General features: G+C 33.3%; 26 protein-coding genes and 1 pseudogene. 20 read left to right on the forward strand and 7 right to left on the reverse strand.

Annotated elements, in window-relative coordinates; translation table 11 throughout:
* Position 1 precedes the first annotated feature (1 nt).
* From KFV12_RS03105 to KFV12_RS03115, 3 genes are all read left to right on the forward strand, one after another.
* The gene (locus KFV12_RS03105; protein ID WP_240837385.1) at positions 2–796 is read left to right on the forward strand and encodes a GNAT family N-acetyltransferase; all 795 of its coding nucleotides are present in this window, start codon (positions 2–4) and stop codon (positions 794–796) included.
* Between the two features lie 378 nt (positions 797–1,174).
* Positions 1,175–2,809, forward strand: coding sequence for a hypothetical protein (locus KFV12_RS03110; protein ID WP_254257274.1), 1,635 nt, complete (start codon positions 1,175–1,177; stop codon positions 2,807–2,809).
* Between the two features lie 106 nt (positions 2,810–2,915).
* Positions 2,916–3,485 carry a hypothetical protein gene (locus KFV12_RS03115; RefSeq protein ID WP_254257275.1) on the forward strand — a complete coding sequence of 190 codons (570 nt, stop codon included), beginning with the start codon at positions 2,916–2,918 and terminating at the stop codon, positions 3,483–3,485.
* Between the two features lie 270 nt (positions 3,486–3,755).
* Here the strand turns inward: KFV12_RS03115 and isaB are convergent, their stop codons facing one another.
* Entirely contained in the window at positions 3,756–4,346 is a 591-nt protein-coding gene (isaB, locus tag KFV12_RS03120) for an immunodominant staphylococcal antigen IsaB family protein (RefSeq protein WP_239242430.1), read from the reverse strand.
* 140 nt (positions 4,347–4,486) lie between these two features.
* Here isaB and KFV12_RS03125 point away from each other — a divergent pair, with 140 nt between their 5' ends.
* Positions 4,487–4,969 carry a DUF805 domain-containing protein gene (locus KFV12_RS03125; RefSeq protein ID WP_111714160.1) on the forward strand — a complete coding sequence of 161 codons (483 nt, stop codon included), beginning with the start codon at positions 4,487–4,489 and terminating at the stop codon, positions 4,967–4,969.
* 111 nt (positions 4,970–5,080) lie between these two features.
* Entirely contained in the window at positions 5,081–5,962 is an 882-nt protein-coding gene (locus KFV12_RS03130) for an Ig-like domain-containing protein (RefSeq protein WP_254257276.1), read from the forward strand.
* 34 nt (positions 5,963–5,996) lie between these two features.
* Here KFV12_RS03130 and KFV12_RS03135 read toward each other — a convergent pair whose 3' ends face one another.
* The 3 genes from KFV12_RS03135 to KFV12_RS03145 form a co-directional block, all read right to left on the reverse strand.
* Positions 5,997–6,185, reverse strand: coding sequence for a hypothetical protein (locus KFV12_RS03135; protein WP_111714162.1), 189 nt, complete (start codon positions 6,183–6,185; stop codon positions 5,997–5,999).
* 169 nt (positions 6,186–6,354) lie between these two features.
* Positions 6,355–6,534, reverse strand: coding sequence for a hypothetical protein (locus tag KFV12_RS03140; protein WP_099581244.1), 180 nt, complete (start codon positions 6,532–6,534; stop codon positions 6,355–6,357).
* A gap of 50 nt (positions 6,535–6,584) precedes the next feature.
* Complete coding sequence (locus KFV12_RS03145) at positions 6,585–7,298, reverse strand: GntR family transcriptional regulator (protein WP_367304763.1); 714 nt, start codon at positions 7,296–7,298, stop codon at positions 6,585–6,587.
* Between the two features lie 124 nt (positions 7,299–7,422).
* Between KFV12_RS03145 and KFV12_RS03150 the strand changes: the two genes are divergently transcribed.
* The 5 genes from KFV12_RS03150 (at position 7,423) to KFV12_RS03170 (ending at position 12,769) form a co-directional block, all read left to right on the forward strand.
* Positions 7,423–9,327, forward strand: a complete 1,905-nt coding sequence (locus tag KFV12_RS03150; protein WP_254257278.1) for a beta-glucoside-specific PTS transporter subunit IIABC — start codon at positions 7,423–7,425, stop codon at positions 9,325–9,327.
* 12 nt (positions 9,328–9,339) lie between these two features.
* The gene (locus KFV12_RS03155) at positions 9,340–10,779 is read left to right on the forward strand and encodes a 6-phospho-beta-glucosidase (protein ID WP_254257279.1); all 1,440 of its coding nucleotides are present in this window, start codon (positions 9,340–9,342) and stop codon (positions 10,777–10,779) included.
* Positions 10,780–10,841: 62 nt separating this feature from the next.
* Positions 10,842–11,657, forward strand: a complete 816-nt coding sequence (locus KFV12_RS03160; RefSeq protein ID WP_111714166.1) for a Cof-type HAD-IIB family hydrolase — start codon at positions 10,842–10,844, stop codon at positions 11,655–11,657.
* Between the two features lie 130 nt (positions 11,658–11,787).
* On the forward strand, positions 11,788–12,270 hold the full coding sequence (locus KFV12_RS03165; protein WP_254257280.1) for a hypothetical protein: 483 nt from the start codon (positions 11,788–11,790) through the stop codon (positions 12,268–12,270).
* A gap of 37 nt (positions 12,271–12,307) precedes the next feature.
* Entirely contained in the window at positions 12,308–12,769 is a 462-nt protein-coding gene (locus KFV12_RS03170) for a DUF805 domain-containing protein (protein ID WP_254257617.1), read from the forward strand.
* 16 nt (positions 12,770–12,785) lie between these two features.
* On the opposite strand, the gene KFV12_RS03175 is transcribed toward KFV12_RS03170, so the two are convergent.
* The gene (locus KFV12_RS03175) at positions 12,786–13,202 is read right to left on the reverse strand and encodes a 6-pyruvoyl trahydropterin synthase family protein (RefSeq protein WP_254257281.1); all 417 of its coding nucleotides are present in this window, start codon (positions 13,200–13,202) and stop codon (positions 12,786–12,788) included.
* Positions 13,203–13,425: 223 nt separating this feature from the next.
* On the opposite strand from KFV12_RS03175, the gene KFV12_RS03180 reads away from it, so the two are divergent.
* From KFV12_RS03180 to KFV12_RS03190, 3 genes are all read left to right on the forward strand, one after another.
* Positions 13,426–14,805, forward strand: a complete 1,380-nt coding sequence (locus tag KFV12_RS03180) for an MFS transporter (protein ID WP_254257282.1) — start codon at positions 13,426–13,428, stop codon at positions 14,803–14,805.
* A gap of 180 nt (positions 14,806–14,985) precedes the next feature.
* Entirely contained in the window at positions 14,986–16,476 is a 1,491-nt protein-coding gene (mqo, locus tag KFV12_RS03185) for a malate dehydrogenase (quinone) (RefSeq protein WP_254257283.1), read from the forward strand.
* Between the two features lie 387 nt (positions 16,477–16,863).
* A complete protein-coding gene (locus tag KFV12_RS03190) occupies positions 16,864–17,823 on the forward strand; it encodes a bile acid:sodium symporter family protein (RefSeq protein WP_254257284.1) in 960 nt (319 codons plus the stop codon).
* Here the strand turns inward: KFV12_RS03190 and KFV12_RS03195 are convergent.
* The gene (locus tag KFV12_RS03195) at positions 17,809–18,273 is read right to left on the reverse strand and encodes a GNAT family N-acetyltransferase (protein ID WP_239242421.1); all 465 of its coding nucleotides are present in this window, start codon (positions 18,271–18,273) and stop codon (positions 17,809–17,811) included. The two genes, KFV12_RS03190 and KFV12_RS03195, sit on opposite strands and share 15 nt — an antisense overlap.
* 152 nt (positions 18,274–18,425) lie before the next feature.
* Between KFV12_RS03195 and adhP the strand changes: the two are divergent.
* From adhP to KFV12_RS03210, 3 genes and pseudogenes are all read left to right on the forward strand, one after another.
* Positions 18,426–18,593, forward strand: a pseudogene (gene adhP, locus KFV12_RS03200) (alcohol dehydrogenase AdhP); the annotation flags it as partial.
* A gap of 171 nt (positions 18,594–18,764) precedes the next feature.
* Entirely contained in the window at positions 18,765–19,667 is a 903-nt protein-coding gene (locus tag KFV12_RS03205) for a nuclease-related domain-containing protein (RefSeq protein WP_254257285.1), read from the forward strand.
* A gap of 288 nt (positions 19,668–19,955) precedes the next feature.
* A complete protein-coding gene (locus KFV12_RS03210) occupies positions 19,956–20,513 on the forward strand; it encodes a CAP domain-containing protein (RefSeq protein WP_240837344.1) in 558 nt (185 codons plus the stop codon).
* A gap of 55 nt (positions 20,514–20,568) precedes the next feature.
* Here the strand turns inward: KFV12_RS03210 and KFV12_RS03215 are convergent, their stop codons facing one another.
* Positions 20,569–22,047, reverse strand: coding sequence for an aldehyde dehydrogenase family protein (locus KFV12_RS03215; protein WP_254257286.1), 1,479 nt, complete (start codon positions 22,045–22,047; stop codon positions 20,569–20,571).
* 382 nt (positions 22,048–22,429) lie between these two features.
* Here KFV12_RS03215 and KFV12_RS03220 point away from each other — a divergent pair, with 382 nt between their 5' ends.
* The 4 genes from KFV12_RS03220 to KFV12_RS03235 all read left to right on the forward strand — a co-directional run bounded on the left by KFV12_RS03220 (position 22,430) and on the right by KFV12_RS03235 (position 24,808).
* On the forward strand, positions 22,430–22,885 hold the full coding sequence (locus KFV12_RS03220; RefSeq protein WP_099581212.1) for a C40 family peptidase: 456 nt from the start codon (positions 22,430–22,432) through the stop codon (positions 22,883–22,885).
* Positions 22,886–22,977: 92 nt separating this feature from the next.
* Positions 22,978–23,244 (forward strand): hypothetical protein, encoded by a 267-nt coding sequence (locus KFV12_RS03225; protein ID WP_254257287.1) that lies wholly within the window; start codon positions 22,978–22,980, stop codon positions 23,242–23,244.
* Positions 23,245–23,248: 4 nt separating this feature from the next.
* The gene (locus tag KFV12_RS03230) at positions 23,249–23,752 is read left to right on the forward strand and encodes a GNAT family N-acetyltransferase (protein WP_254257288.1); all 504 of its coding nucleotides are present in this window, start codon (positions 23,249–23,251) and stop codon (positions 23,750–23,752) included.
* Positions 23,753–24,163: 411 nt separating this feature from the next.
* Positions 24,164–24,808, forward strand: a complete 645-nt coding sequence (locus tag KFV12_RS03235) for a C40 family peptidase (RefSeq protein WP_254257289.1) — start codon at positions 24,164–24,166, stop codon at positions 24,806–24,808.
* Positions 24,809–24,845: the final 37 nt, after the last annotated feature.

Raw genomic sequence — 24,845 nt, forward strand, 5'->3', positions numbered from 1 at the left:
CATGGGAGATCAAAATATAAACAAAGCAGTCATTCAACCTAGTTTTGCAAATACGCATAATGACGCTGACGTATTTGAAGAAAACGAAAGATATATTCATTACCACACACCGAGCCAGCTCGTTAAATATTATGCCAATTACTTTCAATATAAAGTGACGCCGGATGTTGATACTTTTATGACAGACTATGAAACGCAAAAGACATTTCATGAACAACGTGGACAAAAACATGCCCTGTTTATATTTCCTGAGAATGAAGTGCTGAATGATGCGTTGCAGGAGAAAGCAAAGGCTTTAGGATTTATTGTTGAAAAGATGGAGCTTTATTTATTGAAAGAGATGCCGAAATCAAAGGATTCAGAGATTGAAGTTGTTCAAGTATTAAACGATGATGATGTATTCCTGGACTTTCTTCAAATATGTCGTGAAGGGGACTTAGAGTATGGTGAGGAATTTGCTGATCTGAAAGAGCGCACGCATCGACGTGATTTATTGAACCCGCAAATCCTGCAGTTTGTTGGGTATCAGCATGGATTTCCAGCTGGTAAAGTTGAAGCGGTGGAAAGTGCGCAGTATGTGGAATTAGATGACTTCTACGTGTTGGATGCAATGCGTAAGCAGGGCGTTGGAACAGCATTACAACAAGCAATATGGCATTATGCAGAACAAGTTGGTAAGCGAGTGATCTTAATTGCTGACGGTAATGACTCACCAAGAGAAATGTATCAAAGACAAGGGTACGAGTTAGTGAGTGAACGTTATGAATTGTTGCGCGTGCCATCAGCGGATAATTGAAAAATTTTAAATAAAGTGATTGAGTGAATCATGGCCGATAAATTGAATTTATCGGCCATGAATCTTGGATTTCCATCGATTTCATAAATGATGGCCGATAAAACGAAAATATCGGCCATGAATCTTGGATTTCCGTCTATTTCATAAAATGATGGCCGATAAAACGAAAATATCGGCCATGAATTTTATTTTTCGGCCGATTTCATAAAATGATGGCCGATAAAATGAAAATATCGGCCATTAATCTTCCTTAAATATTATCAATTGTAAAAACTAATCAAGAATAGTTCAAACATGTACATTAATTCTGGATATTTTTACATATTATAGCTCAATAATTGTAAAATAAAAGTAATTAAATCGTTCTGGAGGATATGTATGAAAAAATCATTAATCATTGCTTTGTCTTTAACGACATTACTAGCAGCATGTGGAGAAGAAAAAATTCAGGATAAAGGTGGGACAAAAATAGAAAGTAGTAATGCATCTAACGATACTACGAATACGAAGAACAGTGAAACTAAAAATTCATCTGAAAAGAAGATTGTTACAAAGTCTTCAGCAAAGAAAACAGGTAAAACTGATATTATGACATCGTCTTTTCATTCAATGTATATGCGAAATGATCATAGATTTTCAGTGGACAAAATCAAATTCGGTATGACTAAAGATGAAGTGGAAGCAATTTACGGTCCGTCACTTGGTAAAGGTAATGATCTTTATGGATTAAAGACGAGTGCATTATATGACGTATATGCAGTAAACTATGATAATCAAAATAAAGTACGTCAGATTGTCATTAATCCTAATAAGAAAATTACAAAAAGTGAATTCTTAAGAGTATATGCCAATCCTAGCTCTGAATTAGATTACCCAGGTAATACACTTGAATACAATGATAACGATAATAACGGATTTAAAATTCGAGCAGCTTTTGATGATAATGATAATTTAATAGGACTAGCTCAAGTAAATGATGCTAAAGGTATGCAAGAATCAAGCGATGATACAGCGATTGATACTGAAATGCAAGATAAATTTAAGTCTGCAATGTTTAATTATACAGAAGATAAAGGGAAAGCTATTACGGGAAGATATTTAAATCATGGTAGTGGTATCCCTACAGATTTATTCACCAATACTGAAGATGGGTTAATCTTATTACAAACGATGCTTAATCCAGGTGCCGATGTGCACGATATAATTGCAGAAGCAGGAGTTATAATGTATGACGCAAAAGACGGTACAACTGGAGAACATAAAGCAGCAAATGATCCTTCAACTGCTGAAGGCATTGGTGGTATGATGACGTCTGATTCTGATACAACCATTTATTTATTAGCGAATAACGGTAAAGTATATGAATATCACTTCAAAGGGAATAAAGGATTAGGATATTTTGCGCTATATACTGAATCATGGGGCTTCGACACTTCAAAATTGCCAGAATTTAAAGAAACAACTGATCCTGAAATTAAGAAGATTGCTTCAGAAGTATTAGCAGGTAAATCAGTGTCTAAACCTACTTCAGAAAGTAAAGAAAACAAGACAAAAACAAAAAGTCAGTACAGCTTTATAGATGAAAACGGGAAAATTGATATTAAAGACCCTGCATTTAAACAGTATTTCTTCCATGAAGCGCATACTGAAGATTTTGCAGGAATAAAGGTTGGTATGACTCGAGAAGAAGTAGAGGCATTATATGGTCCGGTTGAAAAGAACCAAGGTTATGATATGCATCAAGGTGGGCTAGATAGAGTTGGTGATATATCTTTAGCGATGGGTCAAGATGATAGAGTCGGTGCAATCTACATAACCCCAGGTGTAGAAATGACTGATGCTGAATTTAACAAAGTTTTTGGTGAACCAACTGAAATTGTAAATGATGACTTATTGGGACCAGTGAAAATATATAATACGAATAAAAATAATGGTTTCCAGATAGTGATTGGAAATGCAGGTGGGACAGTTCCGATTTTTATCAATAGGCCAGAAGGACAATATTTTAATTAATATTGAGCTCACTATTTATAGTGGGCTTCTTTTTTATTATTTCTCTGTATATAACGTGTAAATATAATTATTTTTAGCTAAGATTATCATAAGAAGGAGTGATGGTATGATTTTCGTAATTGGAGAGGTATTTAAAGAAAAATTAGCATCCGATAGTATGTCTGAAATTTTAAATACGATGCCACTTGCGCTTGCGTTACCTTTAAATGACAAAGGATATCGTATTCACTTAGGTACTCGTTTTAAAGATAGAGAGGATTTGCAGGATATTAAAGATTATTTGGCAGAAAAAGATATCTTTTTCAATCAATTTGATGACTATGATACATATACGTTAGATGACTGGGACCTTGATTACATTTATGATGCCTATGATACGGATACTTTAGCATTCTTCTCAAATGTGGGAGATGACACGATTGAGAGTATGGCAAGCTTCGGCAATAATTATGATTGTAAAAGTGTATTATATATCAATAAATTATTTATTAGTAAGGAAGCATTGCAGCTTATGTCTCATTGTTTTATAGAGGAGCAATATGTTCAGGGTTACGAAAGTGAAATCCCGAAAGATAAGATAACCATCATTCCAAAACATATCAGTGATACAGAAGCGGCACAGCTGATGATTGATAAGATTATTGAGATAGAGAAAGCATTAAATAAAAAAAAATAAAAAATTTTGCTTCACCGTATAACTAGAATATAAATTAAAAACGCTTATCCAGAAGGATAGGCGTTTTTAACTATATCGGTGCTGTGCTTTGAAAAATTTAATTATTTCATAGATATTAATAAGAGCTAAAATGATTGCAACGAAAGCAAGTGTAACTTGTCCAAAGCCATTATAATGTTCAAGTTGATAAAGAAAAATTCCTAACACAAATGAAGCAGTGAGCACTGTAAACCACAGTAACTTTCTATGTAAATAGCAGCTGTTAAAAAATTAATATCCAAAAGTAATCGTAGTTGTAGAAAGGATATATACTTTATTTAATTTTTCATTTTTATCGAAATGGAATTCTGCTGAACCAGATTTTGTTCTGATAACATAAGATTCAGTATAGAATTTTTTAGTCTTACTATCTTTTAGTTGACCTTCTTCAATTTCATATTTTCCATACAACTTCTTAATTTGTGCTAATGAAACTTTTCCTTTTTGTACTGGCATCTGAATAACGAAATACTCTTTACCAGCTTTAAGACCAAGTGTGTCATATTTCTTAGTTAATAATTTGCTGTTGAACTTTTTATGTTCATTGTATTTTGCTAATGCCATCAGCGCAGGATCAGCTTGTTTAGCAGTGACGCTCTTAGTTACTTTCATACCATTTACCGTTACGTTTGAGTTCAGTAACGCACGTTTGAAATCTTTATCCAGTACGAATTTGTGGCTGTAACCTGTGTAACCATTCCATTTGTAATAAGGTGCAACAGTCTTCGTTGATGACTTCACAGGTGTCTTAGCATCAGCGACAGCAGGTGTTAGACCAAGTAGAAGTGTTGAAGCAATTCCGACTTTTAATAAATTTTTCATAAAATATTCCCTCTTCCTTTTTTTTCTTTTAGTATAAGACGAAAAACTGTAAAAATATAGAGAATCATTTGAAATTTAAGGTAAATTTAAGGTTTAGATGAGTATATATAATGCTAGAATAATATAAAAGGAGTGATACAATGGATGCTTATATCAACTTCTGGAAAAATGCATTTAACTTCAAAGGTCGTTCAAACAGAACAGAATTTAATATGGGGTTCTGGCCACACATCTTATGTATCATCTTAGTATTTACGATTGGTCCGATGCTTGGATTACCGAAACTGGGATTTAATTTGAAGACACCTTTGTTTGAGATGTTATTCGATTTAAACTGGCAGTTATATCATCTTTTGATTGTAGTCGTATTTTTAATTCCGCTCATCTCATTAATGATGCGTAGATGTAATGATTTAAAGATTGAGGGTATTCATGCGATGCTAATTGGATTTTTTCCAGTATGTTATACATTCTATATTTTATTATTTGCGATTATGGGGCAAGGTTTACCTGGAGATGTGATATGGATAGAAATAATATTTTACGTTATTATACTGCTGCCGATTATTTATTTCTTTTATATGTTATGTATATTTTCATTTAAAAAGGGCAGCGAATATTAATATCAACTCATTTGTAAATATTTTGTAAATAAACCTTCGGACTGAGCGTAATAAAGAAATAATTTGTGTATAATGAAACCGAATACAAAATTAACCTTGGAGGTTTAAATCATGAAAAAATTATTACCTGTAGTGCTTGGTGCAACGCTAGTGTCATCCTTAATTGGTGGAGAAACAAATGCCGCTTTAAAGAAGCCGGTAACAGTTTGGAAAGTAAGTAATACTGCTGGTTTTGTGGATGTAGATGCAGCAAAGAATAGTACGGTTTATATTTATAAAGGTGGTAAATCTTTAGGTAAAGGGAAAGTCGGTAAATATGGTAGTGCTAATGTTTCGATTCAACCTCAGAAAAAAGGTACTGTGCTACGCGTATTCTATAAGACAGCTAAAGGTATAAAAAGTCCCGAAACGAAAGTAACTGTAACGGGTAACTATAAAATGAAAAAGCAATTAGCAGTGAAGAAATTTACTTTAGCAGAACGTTACGCAATTACTAATGACTTCGTGAAATGGGCATCGGTTAAGGCAAAGAAAGAACATAAAGCTGTGACAACTAAATTCTTTGATCACGGAGCTGCAGGAAAAGGAGATTGGTATGCTGGAACACCTCATGGTCATATGCAGGTGCAGGATTTTAATAATCCAGGCTATTATGCATTTGGGTTACACGCTATCGGAGGTGTAGCTTTCTATAGTCCTAAAGATAATCAGTATGGTTACTCTAAAGACGGATATAACACGTATACAGCTGAGGGCTATTTTAACATTGCTAAACCTAAGACTTATGTTACAAAATATGTACTGGGTGATAACGGCGTAGTTTATGAACTGAAGAAAAAACGTGAACATATGAGTTTCTCAGCTGGTTTTGGTGAATATAATGATAACGGATATGGCGGAACATTCACACCAGGTAAAGGTTACAATATGATTGTTTCAAAAGATAAAGCAGCACAAGCTAAACTGAAAGCAATTATGAAAAAATATCAATAATAAAGACACGCACAACCATGATGGTTGTGCGTGTTTATTTTATATTTGATTGATTTTTGATGTCTTTAAGCAGTTCAATCATTTCTTGATTTTGTCTGATGATATATTTCGTATTCTGGCGTGTGTTGTAAATATGTGATAATACGAAGCCGATGATAAGCGCAGGCAACAAATACATAAGGATGTATAGGATGGACATTACAGATACTCCAATCCATTCCATTAGAAATCATCCTTTCTGTTTTGCTTCAATAGAGCGATGATTTCTTCGTTTTGTTTAATTAACTGTGATGTATTCTGATAATTTTTATAGATGTACTTCACAATTAGGATAATACATACTATAGGGAGAAGAATTGTTAACAAGGAAAAGACTAATCCTGTTATACTCATCATAATGTTTGTCCTCCACCTTTATTATTTTGCTTCAACAAAGCGATGATTTCTTCGTTTTGTGCAATGATCTTCTCTGAATTTAATTTCGTTCTGTAACCATCCATTAGGATAAGAAAGACTATGAGAATAGGAACAAGACTAATTACGATGGATACCAATGCTTCAAACCAAGCCATAACATTACCACCTTCTACATTTTTATTCCATTATAACATAAAATGTATATTTAATAGTTTGTAGCCTGTACAAAAAACTTCGAATGTTTATAGTGGTACGTAATCTTTGAGAAATCAAATGGCTCACCTGTTGCAAGGTAGACAACTTGTTCTAAAAACAGAGCAGGATTACCTTGTTTCAGTTCAAGTTTCTTAGCATCGATGTCATTGAGTTCATCAATATGCATATAAATATCAGCAAAACTAATATTAAACTTTAAAGCATCTGTTAAGTAATTAAAGATGGATCCTTCAGCAATTTCATTGTTCAAATATGGAACAAGTTTAACCGGAAAGTAAGATACTTCAATACATAAAATATCGTTATCAATTCTTCGCAAACGTTCTACGTAATAAACTTCTTCATTCTCTTCCAGATGCAGATTCATCTTTACTTCGTCATCTGCGTTCATTCTTTCTAATTTCAGAACTTCAGATGTGATATTGAATTCCTTTAAATCTGCAGTAAATCCTCTATTCGTCAGCAAACTGACATATCCTTCACGACGTTGACGTCTCACAAATATCCCGCTTCCGCGCTGCTGAAATATTGCACCACGTTTCTCAAGTGTATCGAGCGCTTTCGTGATGGTGCTTTTTGAAACGTTATGCTGTTTCATGAGTGATTCAACGTTTGGTAATTTAGTCCCCTGTTCTAATTTCTGGTCATATATACTTTGTTGAATAGTTTCTGCGATACTTTCATATTTGTTCAAATTTAACACTCCTAAATATCTACTTGTCACTAATTATACATTATTTATATTATTTCGCACTTGTTTAATTAAACCGGTTCAATTAAAATGAAAATGTATAATAAATTAGAACGTAATCAATGGAGATGATATTATGGCAAAACAAGTGAGAAACTATGAACAACTCGCTCATGATATTTTAGGGGCAGTGGGTGGAGAAGAAAACATTGTTAATGTAGCAAGATGTGCTACACGTTTAAGATTGGTATTAAAACGTTCGAATCCTGAATTTAAAAAGAAAGTGTCAGAAATGCCTGGAGTTATAACGGTAGTTGAGAACGGCGGACAATTTCAAATCGTAATCGGACAACATGTTGGTGAAGTATATGATGCATTTACTAACATTACAAATGTAGAAGATAATACAGAGGAAAACATGCAAAAAGGATCGATTCTTAACAGAGTCATTGCTACAATGTCTGCAGTATTTGCACCATTCATCTATATCTTAGCAGCAGCGGGGATTTTACAAGGTATCTTAATATTAATTAACTTAGCATGGCCAGCTTTTGCGAAGACGGGAACTTATGAAGTATTTAGCTTCATTTCATGGTCACCATTCACATTCTTACCAATTTTCATTGCTTTAACTGCTTCTAAACATTTTAAAGTCAACACTTATATTGCTGTTGTTTGTGCTATGGCTTTAGTAAGTCCTACTTGGGCTGAAATTGCAGGACGTATTGCTGAAGGAGAAAAGATAACATTTATGGGGATTGCACTTTCACAAACAGTGTATACTTCTTCAGTATTACCTCCATTATTCTTAGTTTGGATTTTATCTTATGTTGAAAGGTTCTTTAATAAAGTTTTCCCAGAGGTTGTAAGATCTTTATTTGTTCCGTTAATGTGTATGGTAATTATGGTTCCTTTAACAATATTATTAATCGGGCCATTATCAACATTATTTGCAAATGGTGTAGCTGATGGCTATAACTATTTAGCAGAGAATTTACCAATAGTAGCTGCAATTATTATTGGTGCATTTTGGCAGGTGTTTGTTATCTTTGGTGTTCACTGGGGTATTACACCTGTTGTCCTTGCTAACTTCGATAACTATGGTCGTGACTCTTTCCAAGCTTATCAAACAATCGCTGTTATAGCACAAGTTGGTGCTGTATTGGGTGTATTCTTAAAATCAAAAGTTCAGGAAACAAAATCAGTTGCATTATCAGCAGGTATTACTGGTATTTTTGGTATCACTGAACCTTCTATTTATGGTATTAACTTGAGATTTAAAAAACCTTTTATTATAGGTTGTATATCAGGAGCTGTTGGTGCGGTAGTAGCAAGTTTCTTTAATCCATACTATTACGTTTATGCTGGATTGCCTGGACCGTTAACAATTGTAAATGGTATCAGTAAAGATAACCCATCATCGTTTATCGGAATATGTATTGGCGTTGCAATTGCAATTATTTTACCGATTGTATTAATTATGATGTTTGGTTATGGTGAAGATACAGCTAAAGCTGTTGATACGAAATTAGATACACCAGAAGATATTGAGGATGAGGATAACATTATTACTACTGAATCATTAGAACAAGTGGTTGTTTCTCCGTTATCAGGTAAGTTTATTCCATTGAATGAAGTTAAAGACCCGGTATTTAATAGTGGTGCAATGGGTAAAGGTTTTGCGATAGATCCTTCAGAAGGTATTGTATCTTCACCAGTTGAAGGTTCGATTGTTATGACAACACCGTCAAAACATGCAATAGGTATAAAGAGTAATGATGGTGTTGAAGTTTTAATACATGTTGGTTTAGATACTGTTGAATTAAAAGGTGAACATTTTGATCTTTTAGTAAACGAAGGTGATAAAGTTTCAATTGGACAACCATTAATTCATTTTGATAAAAAAGCAATTGAATCAAAAGGTTATTCAACTGTAACTCCAGTTGTTGTGACAAATACAACGAACTACAATGATGTCATTATTGACAATACAAATACGTCGGTTTCAAATTCAAATAGAATGATAACAATTATTAAATAGGAGGATTTTAAAATGACGAAACTAAGCAAAGATTTTTTATGGGGTGGCGCACTTGCCGCACATCAATTTGAAGGTGGCTGGAACAAAGGTGGCAAAGGTCCATCGGTTGTTGATGTATTAACAGCAGGTGCACATGGTGTACCACGTAGAATCACTGATAAAGTAGAAGATAATGAATTTTATCCGAATCATGAGGCGATTGATTTCTATTCAAATTATAAAGAAGATATTGCAATGTTTGCTGAAATGGGACTAAAAGTATTACGTACTTCAATTGGATGGACACGTATCTTTCCTAAAGGCGACGAATTAGAGCCGAATGAAGAAGGGCTTCAATTTTATGATGACGTTTTTGATGAATTATTAAAGCATAATATTAAACCGGTTATTACATTAAGTCATTTTGAAATACCTTTACACCTAGCGAAAGAATATGGTGGATTCAGAAGTCGTGAAGTAGTAGACTTCTTTGCGCGATTTGCGGAAGTTGTGTTTAATCGATACAAAGATAAAGTTGAGTACTGGATGACATTTAACGAAATCAATAACCAGATGGACGTTAATAACCCACTTTTCTTATGGACGAATGCTGGGATTCAAGTACAACCAGAAGAAGATGCACGTGCAGTGATGTATCAATCAGCACATCACCAATTATTAGCAAGTGCAAAAGCAGTGATTATCGGAAAGAAAATCAACCCTGATTTTAAAATTGGCGCAATGGTTTCGCATGTACCTGTTTATCCATACTCATGTCACCCGAAAGATATTATGGCTGCAGAAATTGCTAACCGTGAAAGATTCTTCTTCCCGGATGTGCATGTAAGAGGTAAGTATCCAGCCTATGCATTAAAAGAACTAGAACGATTAGGTGTTTCGCTACCGATTGAACCTGGTGATGAAGAAATCTTAGCTCAGGGTACAGTGGACTATTTAGCATTCAGTTATTATATGTCTACAACGGTTAAGCACGATGTTCACAATGATAATACCGGTGATATTGTTAATGGGGGATTATCGAATGGTGTAGAAAATCCACATATTAAGTCATCTGACTGGGGGTGGGCAATTGATCCTGTTGGATTACGATATGTATTAAACACACTTTATAACAGATATCAAATTCCATTATTTATCGTTGAAAATGGATTTGGTGCCATTGATGCGGTTGAAGCAGATGGTTCAATCAATGATGATACGCGTATCGAGTACTTCCGTTCACATATTGAAGCGGTTAAAGATGCTGTATTAGAAGATGGTGTAGACTTACTAGGATACACACCTTGGGGTATTATCGATGTTGTATCATTTACGACAGGTGAAATGAAAAAACGTTACGGAATGATCTATGTTGATCGTGACAACGAAGGTAAAGGCACAATGAAACGTAGTAAGAAGAAATCATTCGACTGGTACAAAAACGTTATTGCTACAAATGGTGAAGAACTATAATTAAAACAATAAGGATTTTGACAATTGTCAAAGTCCTTATTTTCAAATAGGAGTGTGTATTTATGGCTAAAGAAATTAAATTAATTGCTTTAGATTGTGATGGAACTTTAATAGCTGACGATAGAACAATTACAGAAAGAACGAAAAAAGTACTGATGAAAGCGCAGGAAAAAGGAATTAAGGTAGCACTTGTATCAGGACGCCCGAGAACAGGATTTAAGTTTGAGATAGAACAGTTAGCGCTTGATAAACATCATGGCATAATAGGTGCTTACAATGGCGGTATGGTTATAGATATTGAAACGAATGAAGTGAAATATAAACAGTCATTAACGAATCAGGACGCGAAAGATTTTCTGAAGGCAATAGCGCATTTAAACATTATCCACATCGTTGATAACGGTACAGATTTATATGCAAACGATGCAGATAATCAATATGTCATTCATGAATATCGTGATCATGGACTTAATTTTAATCTCACACATGATTTACATGAAAGACTTGATTTTGATCCGATGAAGATTTTACTTACAGCAGATCCTGACCGTATAGATGAAATTGATGAAGAGATATTATCGATCTGTGGGGATACCTTTGGTGCAATACGGTCAACACCATTTTATTTAGAGATTACTGCTAAAGGTGTAAATAAATCCAGTGCACTCGACCATATTTGCGAAGGATTAAATATTGCTAAAGACAATGTCATTGCATTTGGCGATCAACTAAATGATATGGAAATGGTTCGAGATGCAGGTATCGGTGTTGCCATGGGAAATGCGCATCCAGATTTAAAGCAGGTTGCTGATATTGTAACTGATGATAATAATAATGATGGTATCGCAAAAGTACTCGAAGAGATACTTGATTTATAGTTTCTGTGATGAAGGGCGTGCGAAAGTGCATCTTTTTTATTAGTTTTTTTCTGTATTTTCTGACAATAATATTTACTTTTTTTTAAGGCATTGTATAATATTGTTAATACAACAAAAAGAGGTGGGTTAAATGGGAGAAGCATATAGAAGGTTCTGGAATCTTACATTTGTAAATGACGAGCGAGACACACGATTTCAATTTTGGTCTTCCATGTTGATTCAGTTCATCCTATTATTATTATTTACCGGAATCTTTATATTTTTATTTACAAATCGTTTCCTACTTTCTTTTGTCTGGTTGCTTGTATTTTTAATTGGTATTATGGTCATTATCTGGCCAACTGCAAGTGCGGCAATGCGAAGAGTGAATGATGTTGGGATTAACTCGTCTTTGTTTAAGAGTATGAGATTTTTATATTCTATATTATTATTAGGTGGGGCTTTAATTTATTTATTAAAAATATTTTTTAATATCAAGCTATTAGAAATAAGTCATTTCAATGCTTATATGATGATGGTATTTTCGAGCTATATCATTTTTATATTGTGGTATTGCACACTGCCTAGTAATCGATATAACGGTTATAATTCATTGAAAGAATTAAATAAATAATATTATTATTTATTAATTAATATAGAGGTGAAATGTGATGCAATCCTATCTGAGATTTATTAAACATGCATTTGATTTTGATTCTAAAGATTCGAGACAACAATTTTGGCTTCCATTTTTAATACAGATGTTTATTTGTATTGTAATCTTGTTTCCTTTAATAAAGGCAGAAGAAGGGGAAAACATACTTGGAAGATTGCTGTTTGTTATGATAGTAATGCCGGTAGTATTAATACCAATATATAGTGCTTTTCAAAGAAGGATGCTTGATGTAGGAAAAGACTCAAAAATATATAAATACTTCAATATTTTTTATATGTTTTTTGGAGTGATTTTCATGATTTATGGATTATTATATTTTTTTTCTGACATTAAATTATTTAAAGATGAAATAATATTACCTATCATTTTTTTATTTTTTGGTCTAAGATTTATATTTTTGTTATATTATTGTGCGTTACCAACAAATAAATTTAAAAGTACTACGGATAGTATTTGATATCCGTAGTACTTTTTTAATTTTTATTTATAGTTACGCTGTGATTCTTTGTTTCGTATAATGTTAGAGTTTGAATAGAAGATACGTGGTCAAGTAGATGCTCAAACTGTTCCCATATGAAATAAGCGATATTCTCAACAGTTGTATTCATTTCTGGTAGTGATTCGTTGAGGATGGGTGCATTTAATAGTGGTGCAATTTTTTCATTATAGTCACGTTCTATTTGATAGAAGTCTATAGCGAGGCCATATGTATCAACTGGACTTTTGATGCTAATATCAAATTTGTAGTTATGATTGAATAAATCTTTATGTTTGCCGTTTGGAAAGAAGATACGGTTGTTCGTTGTAAATGTGAAGGTCAGGTTCAGTAAGATATCTTTTTCGTAATAAGCTGTTTTTTTGGGTTGTTGAATATGTTCTAATAGGCTCATTTTATGCTCCTTTCAGAGTTTGATGCATCGTTATTCTAATCTATTTTAATCGTAAGGTATTTTTTTCATATATTCAAATTTATATTGCGGAGATAAAAGTTTTATAATATTTCATTAGTTTTTAAACTAAATTTTCAGAAAAAACTTACTTGTTGTTATGCTAAAATAATAAAAATGTGGGTATAGATTAACTGTATAAAAAGTAAAAAAGGGAGTCTTTCGCATGGATACACCTTATAATGGTGGTAGAAAATTAGTTCTAGGTATTGTGCTTGGTATATTAACATATTGGTTATTTGCTCAGTCGCTTGTTATTGTTGTACTAGATTTGAAGCATCATTTTAACAGTAGCCTTGATGTCATCAATATCGCTGTCAGTTTAACGGCATTATTTTCAGGAATGCTTGTCGTTGGTGCTGGTGGTTTAGCGGATAAAGTCGGTCGTGTAAAGATGACGCAGATCGGTTTAATATTAAGTATCATCGGTTCATTTACAATGATCGCTACACATATGACTGCTTTTTTATTAATTGGTCGTATCATTCAAGGTATTTCTGCAGCATGTATCATGCCAGCTACGTTATCAATTATTAAAGCATATTACGATGATAAAGATCGCCAACGAGCGTTAAGTTATTGGTCATTTGGTTCTTGGGGTGGTTCTGGTTTATGTTCTTTATTTGGGGGGATGATTGCTAAGAACTTTGGATGGGAATGGATATTTATTATTTCAATTATTTTCTCAGGTCTTGCGATGATATTAATTCACGGCACACCGGAAACAAAATCTGATGAACCGAACGATATGAAGTTTGATTTAATTGGTTTAATTACGTTGATCGTTCTGTTGCTAAGTTTAAATATCGTGATTACGCAGGGTGGTACGCTTGGTGTTACGTCACCTATATTTATTGGACTTATTCTATTAAGTATTGTGAGCTTTATTGCATTTATAATGATTGAGAAACGTCAAATCAATCCATTGATCGATTTTCATCTGTTCCAGAATAAACCATATTTAGGTGCTGTTATTTCAAACTTTTTATTAAATGCAGTTGCAGGTACATTGATTGTAGCAAATACATATATTCAGGAAGGTTTAGGCTTTTCTTCAAGCAAAACCGGTATGCTTTCTATCTTATATGTCGTAATGGTTTTATCAATGATTATCGTTGGTGAAAAGTTATTGCAGAAGATGGGAGCTAAAAAACCGATGTTACTTGGTTCTGCGATAGTATGCGTAGGTATTGTGATGATTTCACTGACATTCTTACCGGAGAATATTTATATCATAAGCTGTGTGCTAGGCTTTGGTTTATTTGGATTAGGACTTGGTCTATATGCCACACCATCTACTGATACTGCAGTTGCTACAGCACCCGTAGAAAAAGTAGGTGTCGCATCAGGTATTTATAAGATGGCTTCAGCTTTAGGTGGCGCTTTTGGTATTGCAATCAGTTTGGCAATCTATAGTTTCTGTATGAAATTTGGATTAGAGAAAAGTGCGATGATTGGAATACTTGCGAATGCTGTGATGGCTATCATTTCTTTTGTTGCCATTCAAATTACAGTTCCTAAAGACGATTTAAGAAAGAAGATATAATTTTTGAAGACCTCATTGATTGAGGTCTTTTTTAGGCTTCAATCAGCTATTATTTGAAGAAATAATAATAAAATAATGAATACGGTTACAATATTTTTGGATTTTTATTATACTAGTATTACAAATGATGAAAAAAGGTCTATAATGGAAATATATTATAGATGTGTTGGGGGATATAAAATGAAAAAAGTATTTAAACAAACTGACGTAATATTAATCGGTGGCGGGATAATGAGCGCGACTTTAGGTGTATTACTTAAAGAACTTGATCCGGCAATAAATATTAAAGTATTTGAAAAACTTTCAGCACCTGGTCTGGAAAGTTCAAACGTATGGAATAACGCAGGAACGGGTCACTCTGCATTATGTGAATTAAACTATACGACTGAAGATAAAGATAAGAATATCAATATCGATAAAGCTGTGAATGTTAATGAGCAGTTTCAATTATCTAAACAATTCTGGTCTTATTTAGTGAATGAAGGCAAATTGAAGCATCCTCAGGACTTTATCATGCCGGTACCGCATTTAAGTTTTGTTGAAGGTGAAGACGATATTCGTTTCTTAAAGAATCGTTTAGCAGCTTTTAAAGATAATCCATTATTCCAAGGTATGGAGTTAACTGAAGATCATGATAAGATGCGTGAATGGGTGCCATTAATGATGGAAGGTCGCGACCCGAATGAGCGAATTGCTATCACACGTATGGCAGCTGGAAGTGATGTAAACTTCGGTGCATTAACACAAGACTTATTTGATGTGATGAAATCATTTGATGGTGCAGTGACACACTACGAACATACAGTAAAAGACATTAAGCGTGCTGAAGATGGCAGCTGGAATGTTAAAGTATATGATCAAAATAGTAAACAAACAGAAATCCATAATGCTAAATTTGTCTTTATCGGTGCAGGTGGTTATTCATTACCATTATTGCAAAAGACAAAGATTCCTGAAGCTCGTGGCGTTGGTGGATTCCCGGTAAGTGGTTTATTCTTGGTGTGTAAGAATCAAGAAGTCGTAGAACAACATTTAGCCAAAGTATACGGTAAAGCTAAAGTTGGTGCGCCACCGATGTCAGTACCTCATTTAGATACGCGTTATATCGATGGTGAACGCGGGTTATTATTTGGACCATTCGCTGGATTTAGTCCAAAGTTCTTAAAGACGGGTAAATATACAGATTTATTAGCATCAGTAAATCCAGGAAACGTAACAAACATGTTGTCAGCTGGTGGTAAAGAGATGAAATTAACACAATACTTAATCTCTCAAGTATTACAAACACATGAACAACGTATGGAAGAGTTACGTGAATTTGTTCCAAATGCAGAATCGAAAGATTGGGAAATCGTTGTTGCTGGTCAACGTGTGCAAGTCATTAAAGAAACTGAAGCTGGTGGTAAAGGTACACTACAATTTGGTACTGAAGTGATTACTGCTGAAGATGGCAGTGTTGCAGCCTTACTTGGTGCTTCTCCTGGTGCTTCTACTGCGGTATATGTTATGTTACAAGTGATCGATAAATGCTTTAAAGATAGAATGCCTGAATGGGAACCTCATATTAAGAAGATGATTCCATCATATGGCTTGAAGTTAGCAGAGCACAAAGATCTATTTGAAGAAATTAATGCAAATACTGCTAAAACTTTAGGTTTAAAAGAGAAATAATAAAGATAAGGCAATGCCAGATTTGGCATTGCCTTATACTAATTTTGATGATTTTAGTCGCCACCACCATCTCCTCCGCAAGCGTCACAACCAGCCTCGAAGAAAGATGAATCATTGCAGTCTTTATCAACAGTGCCAGATTGAAGTACTAGTAGAACCATCAAATATTGTATCATTTGAATGTGTTTGTTTTTCATTGATAAATAAAATAATTTTTTTAGAGAAATTAACCAGTATTATGATGCCAAGTTTGAATATAACAATATAGAGAAGGATTTCGAATGTTGTCATTTTAATCACATCATTTATATATTGTGCTACACTTTTAACATACCCAGATTTTTATAATAAATGATAGATAATAATTATTATTTTAGGAGAAAATCGTTGATTGATTTAATGAATAAATTTTTACAGAGAAATATCGCTTTGCTTACATTAATTAGTTTATCTTTAGGTGTCATTTTCGATGAATTTGGGCATCATTTTTTAATTGTAGTGCCGTATTTGTTCGCATTTATAACGTTTTCCGGCAGTATGAAGATGAAGTTTAGTGATTTGAATATTTTCTACAAAGCACCGAGAGACATATTGTTTTGTATGATTGTTCTGCATTTGATTATGCCGGTGTTAAGTTATCTCATTGCCAATCTAATTTTTGATGATCATTTACTTGTGATTGGTTTTGTGATGTTGATGTGTATACCAACGGGTGTTACGAGCATCATCTGGATAAATGTTGGTCGAGGAGACTTACCATTAGGTTTAGCTGTTGTATTACTTGATACATTTTTAGCACCAGTGATCATTCCACTGACGATGCATATTGTTTCAGGTGAAACTGTGAAGATTAATACGAGTGACTTAATCATGGATCTCATATTGATGATTGTCGTTCCAACAATAGTTGCCATTGTCATCAATGAAGCGAGTCATGGAAAAATACCTGACAAGATAGGTAACAGACTAAATCCTTTCAGTAGACTTGCATTGTTTGGTATTATCTTTGTCAATGGTGGGGCGATTGCACCGTATATGAAAGATTTCTCGATAGAATTAGTTATTATCATTGCGGTTGTATTCGTTGTTGTAGTGAGCGGTTATGTGATTAGCAGTGTGATGAGTCACTTTATGCAATGTAGTTATGCACGTCATGTCAGTATTACATTTTTATGTGGCATGCGAAATATTTCGACCGGAGTTATTGTCGCGACAACTTATTTTCCGCCTAAAGTTGCCTTACCAGTTGCTTTTGGCATGCTCTTTCAGCAACTTTTAGCAAGTATTGTGAGTACCCAGCTTGAGAAGAAAAGACCGATCAAAGAACATCATTTAGATGTTATTTAATATTTTTCGCATCTTCAGAAATTCATGTAATACACCGTGAGCTGCCATTAGTTCATAGTCGAGTGCTTCGAAACCACATCGTTCATACACTTTAATCGCACGTTCATTGAAAGTAGCAACTGCAAGCTCGATAATTGTAGTTTCTGGATATGTCGTTCGAATGAAAGTGATCGCCTCTCTGACGAAAGTTTCACCATAACCTTTACCTGTATATTCTGGCTTAAGTCCAAGCCCGAGTGTACAGGTATTTTTATTGTGATGTAATTCTATAAGTCCGATAAGTTCATGCTGATACACACTATAGAAATGATTAGTACGAATTGTATCATTCAGTATTTCTGCAGGGTTTTTATCAGTATTATTGATATTGTAGAAATCATAAGGTGAATCATATTGCCATGTTAATATTTCTTTAGCATCTGTAAGTGTCATTGGTTGAATAATAAACATATTTTCACTCCCTTTTCATCAAAGTACCATACTCGAAATGATTTTAGAAGAAAGTAATTTATTTAAAATTTTTATTTTGTTTGTATGTAATTTACCTTTAATATTGTTTATATACTTTCACTTATTGTTCAATAAATCACAATCAATTATATTCAAATGAAGATTTACGTGAAGCATTTGAATTCGGTGCAGAAGGTAAAGTTGTACCGATTGTTGAAACACGTTGTCTACATGAAGTGAACGATATATTTAAAGAAATGCATGACGGTAAAATACAAGGTCGTATGGTTATTGACATGCATAAACAATGTAGCCATTAAAAAAATTTGAATGAAATGCTAATTTTAAGAAACTGCAACGAAAATGCTGCAGTTTCTTTTTTAATTTGTTCCAAAATTCATTTTCTGCGTTGAAAGATGCACAATTATTGAATTGCTACAATTTGCACACAATTTCTTTCCTTTATATGATGAGCGAAAGGAGGGCTTAAAATGTTACTCAAGTCACATCATCCATCGCGGTATATATCATATTTATTAGAAGTTGATCAGCGCTTATTCTTTAAGAAAAGAGACTACCTGGCATTATCACATTATAGGAAAGGGTTAGAAGGTGAAGAAAAGTTTCTTCATCTAATAAGCGATATAGAAAATATTATTATCTTATGGGACATCAGAATAGAAATGCCTGGTGAAATACAATATGACTTTATTGTTATAACTGAAGATACTGTATTTCATTTTGATGTGAAGAACTTTAGTGGTCGATATGATTATGAAGATGGCATATTTACGAGTGAGAATGGATATGTGGAAAAAGATCTTGTGTCTTCAATAATAAAGGGACATAAGAAATTGAAACAAATCGATAAGGAGAATAGTTTTCACTTTAATGTAATTAGTAAAATCATATTTATCAATGAGACATTGGACTTAAGGAACTTTCCGGGAAGTAAAGATATAAATTTTCATTTTGATGTACATAAAATAGTGAATCATCTTAAGCGTTATCAGCATATTAATTCAGAGATGCAGCGTTTTGCAAATATATTGGTCGAACAGCATAAAAATGATTCTGAACACGAGGCGATAAATTACTATGATTTTGAACGAATGAAAGTCGGGATAAAATGTAGTAAGTGTGGAAAACTAGGGATGAGTCATAAGTTTAAGAAACAATATTTTATTTGTAGCTGTGGTCATAAAGAGAAGAATAAAGAAGTGATGATAAGAACATTTGATGCCATTGCAGCGATAAAGAAAGGAAGGGCTAAAACGACTGAAATTGCCAAATGGACAGGTTTAAATGAAAGAACGATACGATATTTTTTATCGAAGCACTATCAAAAAGTCGGTGAAGCAAGATCAACTTGTTATATCGAATATGATTTTTAGGATTTTAACGTTCCATCTTTTCCGGATAGTTGGAGTATCCGGAAAAGATGAAGTGAATAAACATTAAATATGATCCAACATTTCCGGATACTAAGAGAATCCGGAAAAGATGAAAAATAATCTAATATATTAATCTATATTATTTTCGTTATTTAATATTGTATGATATTTTTTTATAAATTTTTAAATTATATACTTTGTCATTGTACATTTACTCTAATTAAAGTAATATTATTCTCATGAATATAATATGTATTCGGTCATACATATCAAAAGAGGAGATTTATAATGAAAAAATTATTATCAGTTTCACTTACAAGTGCAATTCTATTCTCAGGTGTATCTTACGTTGCTCCAAAATCAGCAGATGCTGCAACAAATTCAGAATTTAATACGAGTAACAAATTAAGTAACTACCGTTTGAATGTTGAGTTATTAAAGCTTATTAATAAAGAAAGAAAAGCAAACGGTGTTGCGTCTATTAAATACATCAGCGATAAAAAGATTAAAACTGGTACGAATAAAAGAGCAGAAGAAGTAACAAAAGTATTCTCTCATTACCGTCCAGATGGTACACTTTTTAAAACAGCGTTTCCTAAATCTGTTCAACCGATCATTAAAGGTGAGAATGTTATGAAACGTAGCATTAAAAGTACTGAAACGCCATCAACGGATGAAAAATATTTAGCGCAATTAATGTTTAATCAATGGAAACAATCTAAAGATCATAGAGCAAATATGTTACGTCCAAATTTCAAAAGAAGTTCTATTGCAATGAAAGTTGCATATGACACTAACAAACAACGTAACTACTATTACGCTGTACAAATCTTTACTACTAAATAAAATGAAAAAATGTCCTGCTACAAATTTGTAGCGGGACATTTCATTTTAAACTAACTTATTTATAGATACCTTTTGCTGCATCAGAATAATCGATGTATAAGTTTTTAACTTGTTGATAGTGACGTAAAGTTTCTTTATACGTTTCACGACCGATACCTGATTTTTTGTAACCACCGAATGGTGAACCAGCTTGAATTTGATTATAAGTGTTAATCCAGATACGACCAGTATCCATTTGATTTGCAACTTGTAATGCACGATTAATGTTAGAAGTAAAGATACCACCAGCTAAACCGTAGATTGAATCATTCGCTTTCTCAATTACTTCTTCTTGTGTTTTGAATTTAGAAACAACAACTACTGGTCCAAAAATTTCTTCTTGAACTAAACGTGATTTGTTGTCATCGAATTCAATAATTGTTGGAGGGAAGAAGAATCCTTTATCTCGTCCATTATCCATTAAACGTTCTCCACCAGTAACGATGTTTAATCCTTCTTGCTTCGCAATTTCAATGTATTCTTCGATTTTATCGATTTGGGCTTGTCCAGTTTGAGAACCGTAATGATTGTTTGTATCTAATGGATCACCGACATTGATTTTTTCGAAAGCTTCTTTTAATTTACCAACAAATTCATCATAGATGCCTTCTTGAACATAAAGTCTTGAACCAGCTGAACATACTTCACCTTGGTTAAATAAAATACCTAATTGTGCACCTTCGATGGCTTGCTCAATATTAGCGTCATCAAAGATAATGTTCGCTGATTTACCGCCTAACTCTAAAGTAGCAGGTACTAAACGTTCAGCTGCAGCTTTGGCTACACCGTAACCAACTTCAGTAGATCCAGTGAATGAAACTTTTGCAACGTCTTCATGATTGAAGATTGCATCTCCAGATTCTGACCCTTTACCACTTAATACATTTAATACACCTTTAGGTAATACATCTTTGATTAACTCTGCTAAATGTAATAAAGAAAGTGGTGTAGATGAAGATGGCTGAATAACAACAGCGTTACCAGCAGCTAATGCAGGTGCAAGTTTCCATGCAGCAAGTAGCATTGGGAAGTTCCATGCTACAACTGCCCCAACTACACCGATAGGTTCATGACGAATAATACTTAAAGTATTTTCAGCTAAGTCTTTATTTGTACCTTCATCTGCTAAAATTACACCAGCAAAGTAACGGAAGTGATCGGCAGCCATTGGAATATCAATATTTGCTGACTCACGAATCGCTTTACCAGAGTTCATAGATTCAATCATCGCTAAATCATCTTTATTTTCATACATAATATCTGCAATCTTATTTAATAAGGCAGCACGCTCTGTGCTTGTTGTATGTCTCCATGTTTTAAAAGCTTCACCAGCAGCTTTAACAGCTTTATCTACATCTCCTGTAGTCGCTTTTGCAATATGCGCTAAAACTTCACCTGTTGCAGGACTCTTAACCTCTAACGTTTCTTTGTTTTCTGCATCAACAAATTCTCCGTTAATAAATAAACCATATTGTTCTTTTAATATGTTACTCATGTTTTTTCCTCCTATATTTAACAGTTATTTTAATGATAGTGCTTACATAATTATAAACGATAGTAATTAAATATTGCAAAAAAACAGTTTGGACATTGAAATCAATCTAAATAAACATCATATTTATATTACATTTTGTAATATTTAATCTCAGAAAATGAATCAATCTTAATGCGTAAATGCCTTTAAAGCTTGTCATATCAGGCTTTTACGAATGTTACAAAGTCTAATGCAATTTTGTAACAATGTGTCATAAAACGTATATGTTATGTAACAAGTCTATTACAATGCACATTTCGATATTTTTCGGTGTTATGATTATCTCAAGAAGTCGCACAGACAATCAAACTTATAAAAGAAAATTCTGGAGGAAATATATATAATGAAAAAATTATTATTAGCAGCAGTTACATCAGCAGTAGTATTCACATCGGTACCAACGCATGACGCAGACGCAGCAACTAAAAAGACAACTTATAAAAAATACAAAAAATACAATTCATATAATGTAGCATCAGTAGCACGTTCAATCGCAGCGAACAGAGTATACGTATACGGTGCAAACAACCGTTACGCAGTAGATTGTTCAGCTTTTGCACAACAAGTTATGCGTGCAATGGGCAAATCAATCCCTCGTACAACTTATGCACAAATGGCAGCAGGTAAACGTGTTTATAATCCAAGACCTGGTGATTTAGTATACTTCAACGGTGGAAGCCACGTAGGAGTTTACATCGGTAACGGACGTATGGTTGACGCACTTAACCCTAGAGCTGGTGTTGGTGAACGTTCAATCAGAGGATTCTACGGAACAGTTACAGGATATTACAGATTCTAATAACTTATGTTTAAGATACATCACGTCATGTGGTGTATTTTTTTGTTAAATAAAATTATTGCATTATAATAGAAGTAAAGGAGATTTTCATAATGATTTTTAATTATTTAATGTACATATTAATGTTAGCGATGGGGGGATATTTGATATATCTCAGTAAACAAATTGTTAATGCGAATGTGAATACGAAATACAAAAAAGAGAATTATAGAAAGTTATATTTGTATATGGGATATACATTTATAATATTTGCAGTCATTTCATTTATTACACGTATGACAGCACCACAATATGAATTTATTATGCCTTTTACAATGATTATTATTTTAATCGTATTAAATAAAAAGTATAGGAAGTAATAATATGAAAATAAGACAGGCTACTTTGCAAGATTTAAAAGATATCATGTATACAACAGAACTCGCTTTTGAAAATGAACCGATGAGCGATAATCAGGAACATACTTTGGTTGAAGAATTAATGCATTCAGATAGTTATATTCCTGAATTAACGGTAGTCGCAACCATTGGTAATAAGATTGTAGGACATATTATGTACTCGAAAATAAAAATAGATGAATATGATGGCGTTGCGATGGCACCATTATCAGTTCATCCTGATTATCAAAAACAAGGTATAGGTACTGCCTTAATGCATTATACATTATCGAAAATCCCATTATCAGTTCCAGTCGTAATATTAGGTCATCCTAGTTATTACACTAAATTTGGTTTTATAAAAGCATCAACATATAATATTAAAGCGCCGTTTGAAGTGACTGATGATGTATTTATGATTCGTGCATCAGAAGAAGTTAAAGAAAAAGGTATACAAGGAACTGTCATTTATCCGAAAGCATTTCAGTAAATATAAGAAAATCCGATCAATAAATTTTAATAAAAAATATTCAAATAATAAGTAATGATACAAAAAACGTGTAAAAGCGCACTGTAACAACAATGTTACAGTGCGCTTTTTTGAATTAAAGTTTCGTAATATTCTTGGATAAAGTTTACAAATTCTATATTTGAATAGCTTCTTTCTATACTATAGGTATGGGATTTTCGACAAAGTTAATAATATTACAAGGTCTGAAAAATTATATCACTTCGTTAACAAAACATTTACATCGCACTTTTTCATGTTTATCCATGTTATAGTTGGACATGTGATTACGACGAGTTGAAATTTTGTATCGAGTTCGACAAAATCACGAATTAAATCATTTAATTAAATACTATACTAATATATAAACAATTCTTGGAGGAATTAAACATTATGAAGAAAACTTTATTAACATTAACGACAGCAGCGACAGTAGCAACATTAGCACCGACGAATTCAGCAGATGCAGCAGCAGAACTAAGAACTGATGTCTCTACAACTTCTACATATTCAGCACCAGTTCAAACATCAACATACTCTGCACCTACAAATACTTACCATGCACCAGTTGCACAAACATCAACAGTAAATAATACTTTTAATACTAATAACACAAATAATACAATTTCAAACATTTCTACTAACGCAGTAACTGAAAGCACACGTGTAGTACAAAAAGCACCAACTTCAGTAGCTGTAAATAATGATGTAGCTTCAGTAGCATTATCAATTGCAGCAGGAAAATCATATGTATATGGTGCAAACTCTGCATCAGCAGTTGACTGTTCATCATTTGCACAACAAGTATTAGCAGCAATGGGTAAATCAATTCCACGTACAACTTATGCTCAAGCAGCAGCTGGTACACAAGTATCAAATCCACAACCAGGTGACTTAGTATTCTTCAACAACTACAGCCACGTAGGAGTTTATATCGGTGGTGGACAAATGGTTGATGCTTTAAACCCATCAGCAGGAATCGGTCAACGTGCAGTATCATACATCTCAGGATCAGTTGATGGATACTACAGATTCTAATTAGAACTTAATATTAATTTCAATTATCTCTCACTTG

Origin of the sequence: Macrococcus epidermidis, assembly GCF_024205965.1 — a bacterium.
Taxonomy (GTDB): domain Bacteria; phylum Bacillota; class Bacilli; order Staphylococcales; family Staphylococcaceae; genus Macrococcoides; species Macrococcoides epidermidis.

What these genes read in the sequence shown, in the direction of transcription:
- KFV12_RS03105 (WP_240837385.1), top strand. Translation starts at nt 2, where the DNA reads ATGGGAGATCAAAATATAAACAAAGCAGTCATTCAACCTAGTTTTGCA.
- KFV12_RS03110 (WP_254257274.1), top strand. Translation starts at nt 1,175, where the DNA reads ATGAAAAAATCATTAATCATTGCTTTGTCTTTAACGACATTACTAGCA.
- KFV12_RS03115 (WP_254257275.1), top strand. Translation starts at nt 2,916, where the DNA reads ATGATTTTCGTAATTGGAGAGGTATTTAAAGAAAAATTAGCATCCGAT.
- isaB (WP_239242430.1), bottom strand. Translation starts at nt 4,346, where the DNA reads ATGAAAAATTTATTAAAAGTCGGAATTGCTTCAACACTTCTACTTGGT.
- KFV12_RS03125 (WP_111714160.1), top strand. Translation starts at nt 4,487, where the DNA reads ATGGATGCTTATATCAACTTCTGGAAAAATGCATTTAACTTCAAAGGT.
- KFV12_RS03130 (WP_254257276.1), top strand. Translation starts at nt 5,081, where the DNA reads ATGAAAAAATTATTACCTGTAGTGCTTGGTGCAACGCTAGTGTCATCC.
- KFV12_RS03135 (WP_111714162.1), bottom strand. Translation starts at nt 6,185, where the DNA reads ATGGAATGGATTGGAGTATCTGTAATGTCCATCCTATACATCCTTATG.
- KFV12_RS03140 (WP_099581244.1), bottom strand. Translation starts at nt 6,534, where the DNA reads ATGGCTTGGTTTGAAGCATTGGTATCCATCGTAATTAGTCTTGTTCCT.
- KFV12_RS03150 (WP_254257278.1), top strand. Translation starts at nt 7,423, where the DNA reads ATGGCAAAACAAGTGAGAAACTATGAACAACTCGCTCATGATATTTTA.
- KFV12_RS03155 (WP_254257279.1), top strand. Translation starts at nt 9,340, where the DNA reads ATGACGAAACTAAGCAAAGATTTTTTATGGGGTGGCGCACTTGCCGCA.
- KFV12_RS03160 (WP_111714166.1), top strand. Translation starts at nt 10,842, where the DNA reads ATGGCTAAAGAAATTAAATTAATTGCTTTAGATTGTGATGGAACTTTA.
- KFV12_RS03165 (WP_254257280.1), top strand. Translation starts at nt 11,788, where the DNA reads ATGGGAGAAGCATATAGAAGGTTCTGGAATCTTACATTTGTAAATGAC.
- KFV12_RS03170 (WP_254257617.1), top strand. Translation starts at nt 12,308, where the DNA reads ATGCAATCCTATCTGAGATTTATTAAACATGCATTTGATTTTGATTCT.
- KFV12_RS03175 (WP_254257281.1), bottom strand. Translation starts at nt 13,202, where the DNA reads ATGAGCCTATTAGAACATATTCAACAACCCAAAAAAACAGCTTATTAC.
- KFV12_RS03180 (WP_254257282.1), top strand. Translation starts at nt 13,426, where the DNA reads ATGGATACACCTTATAATGGTGGTAGAAAATTAGTTCTAGGTATTGTG.
- mqo (WP_254257283.1), top strand. Translation starts at nt 14,986, where the DNA reads ATGAAAAAAGTATTTAAACAAACTGACGTAATATTAATCGGTGGCGGG.
- KFV12_RS03195 (WP_239242421.1), bottom strand. Translation starts at nt 18,273, where the DNA reads ATGTTTATTATTCAACCAATGACACTTACAGATGCTAAAGAAATATTA.
- KFV12_RS03205 (WP_254257285.1), top strand. Translation starts at nt 18,765, where the DNA reads ATGTTACTCAAGTCACATCATCCATCGCGGTATATATCATATTTATTA.
- KFV12_RS03210 (WP_240837344.1), top strand. Translation starts at nt 19,956, where the DNA reads ATGAAAAAATTATTATCAGTTTCACTTACAAGTGCAATTCTATTCTCA.
- KFV12_RS03215 (WP_254257286.1), bottom strand. Translation starts at nt 22,047, where the DNA reads ATGAGTAACATATTAAAAGAACAATATGGTTTATTTATTAACGGAGAA.
- KFV12_RS03220 (WP_099581212.1), top strand. Translation starts at nt 22,430, where the DNA reads ATGAAAAAATTATTATTAGCAGCAGTTACATCAGCAGTAGTATTCACA.
- KFV12_RS03225 (WP_254257287.1), top strand. Translation starts at nt 22,978, where the DNA reads ATGATTTTTAATTATTTAATGTACATATTAATGTTAGCGATGGGGGGA.
- KFV12_RS03230 (WP_254257288.1), top strand. Translation starts at nt 23,249, where the DNA reads ATGAAAATAAGACAGGCTACTTTGCAAGATTTAAAAGATATCATGTAT.
- KFV12_RS03235 (WP_254257289.1), top strand. Translation starts at nt 24,164, where the DNA reads ATGAAGAAAACTTTATTAACATTAACGACAGCAGCGACAGTAGCAACA.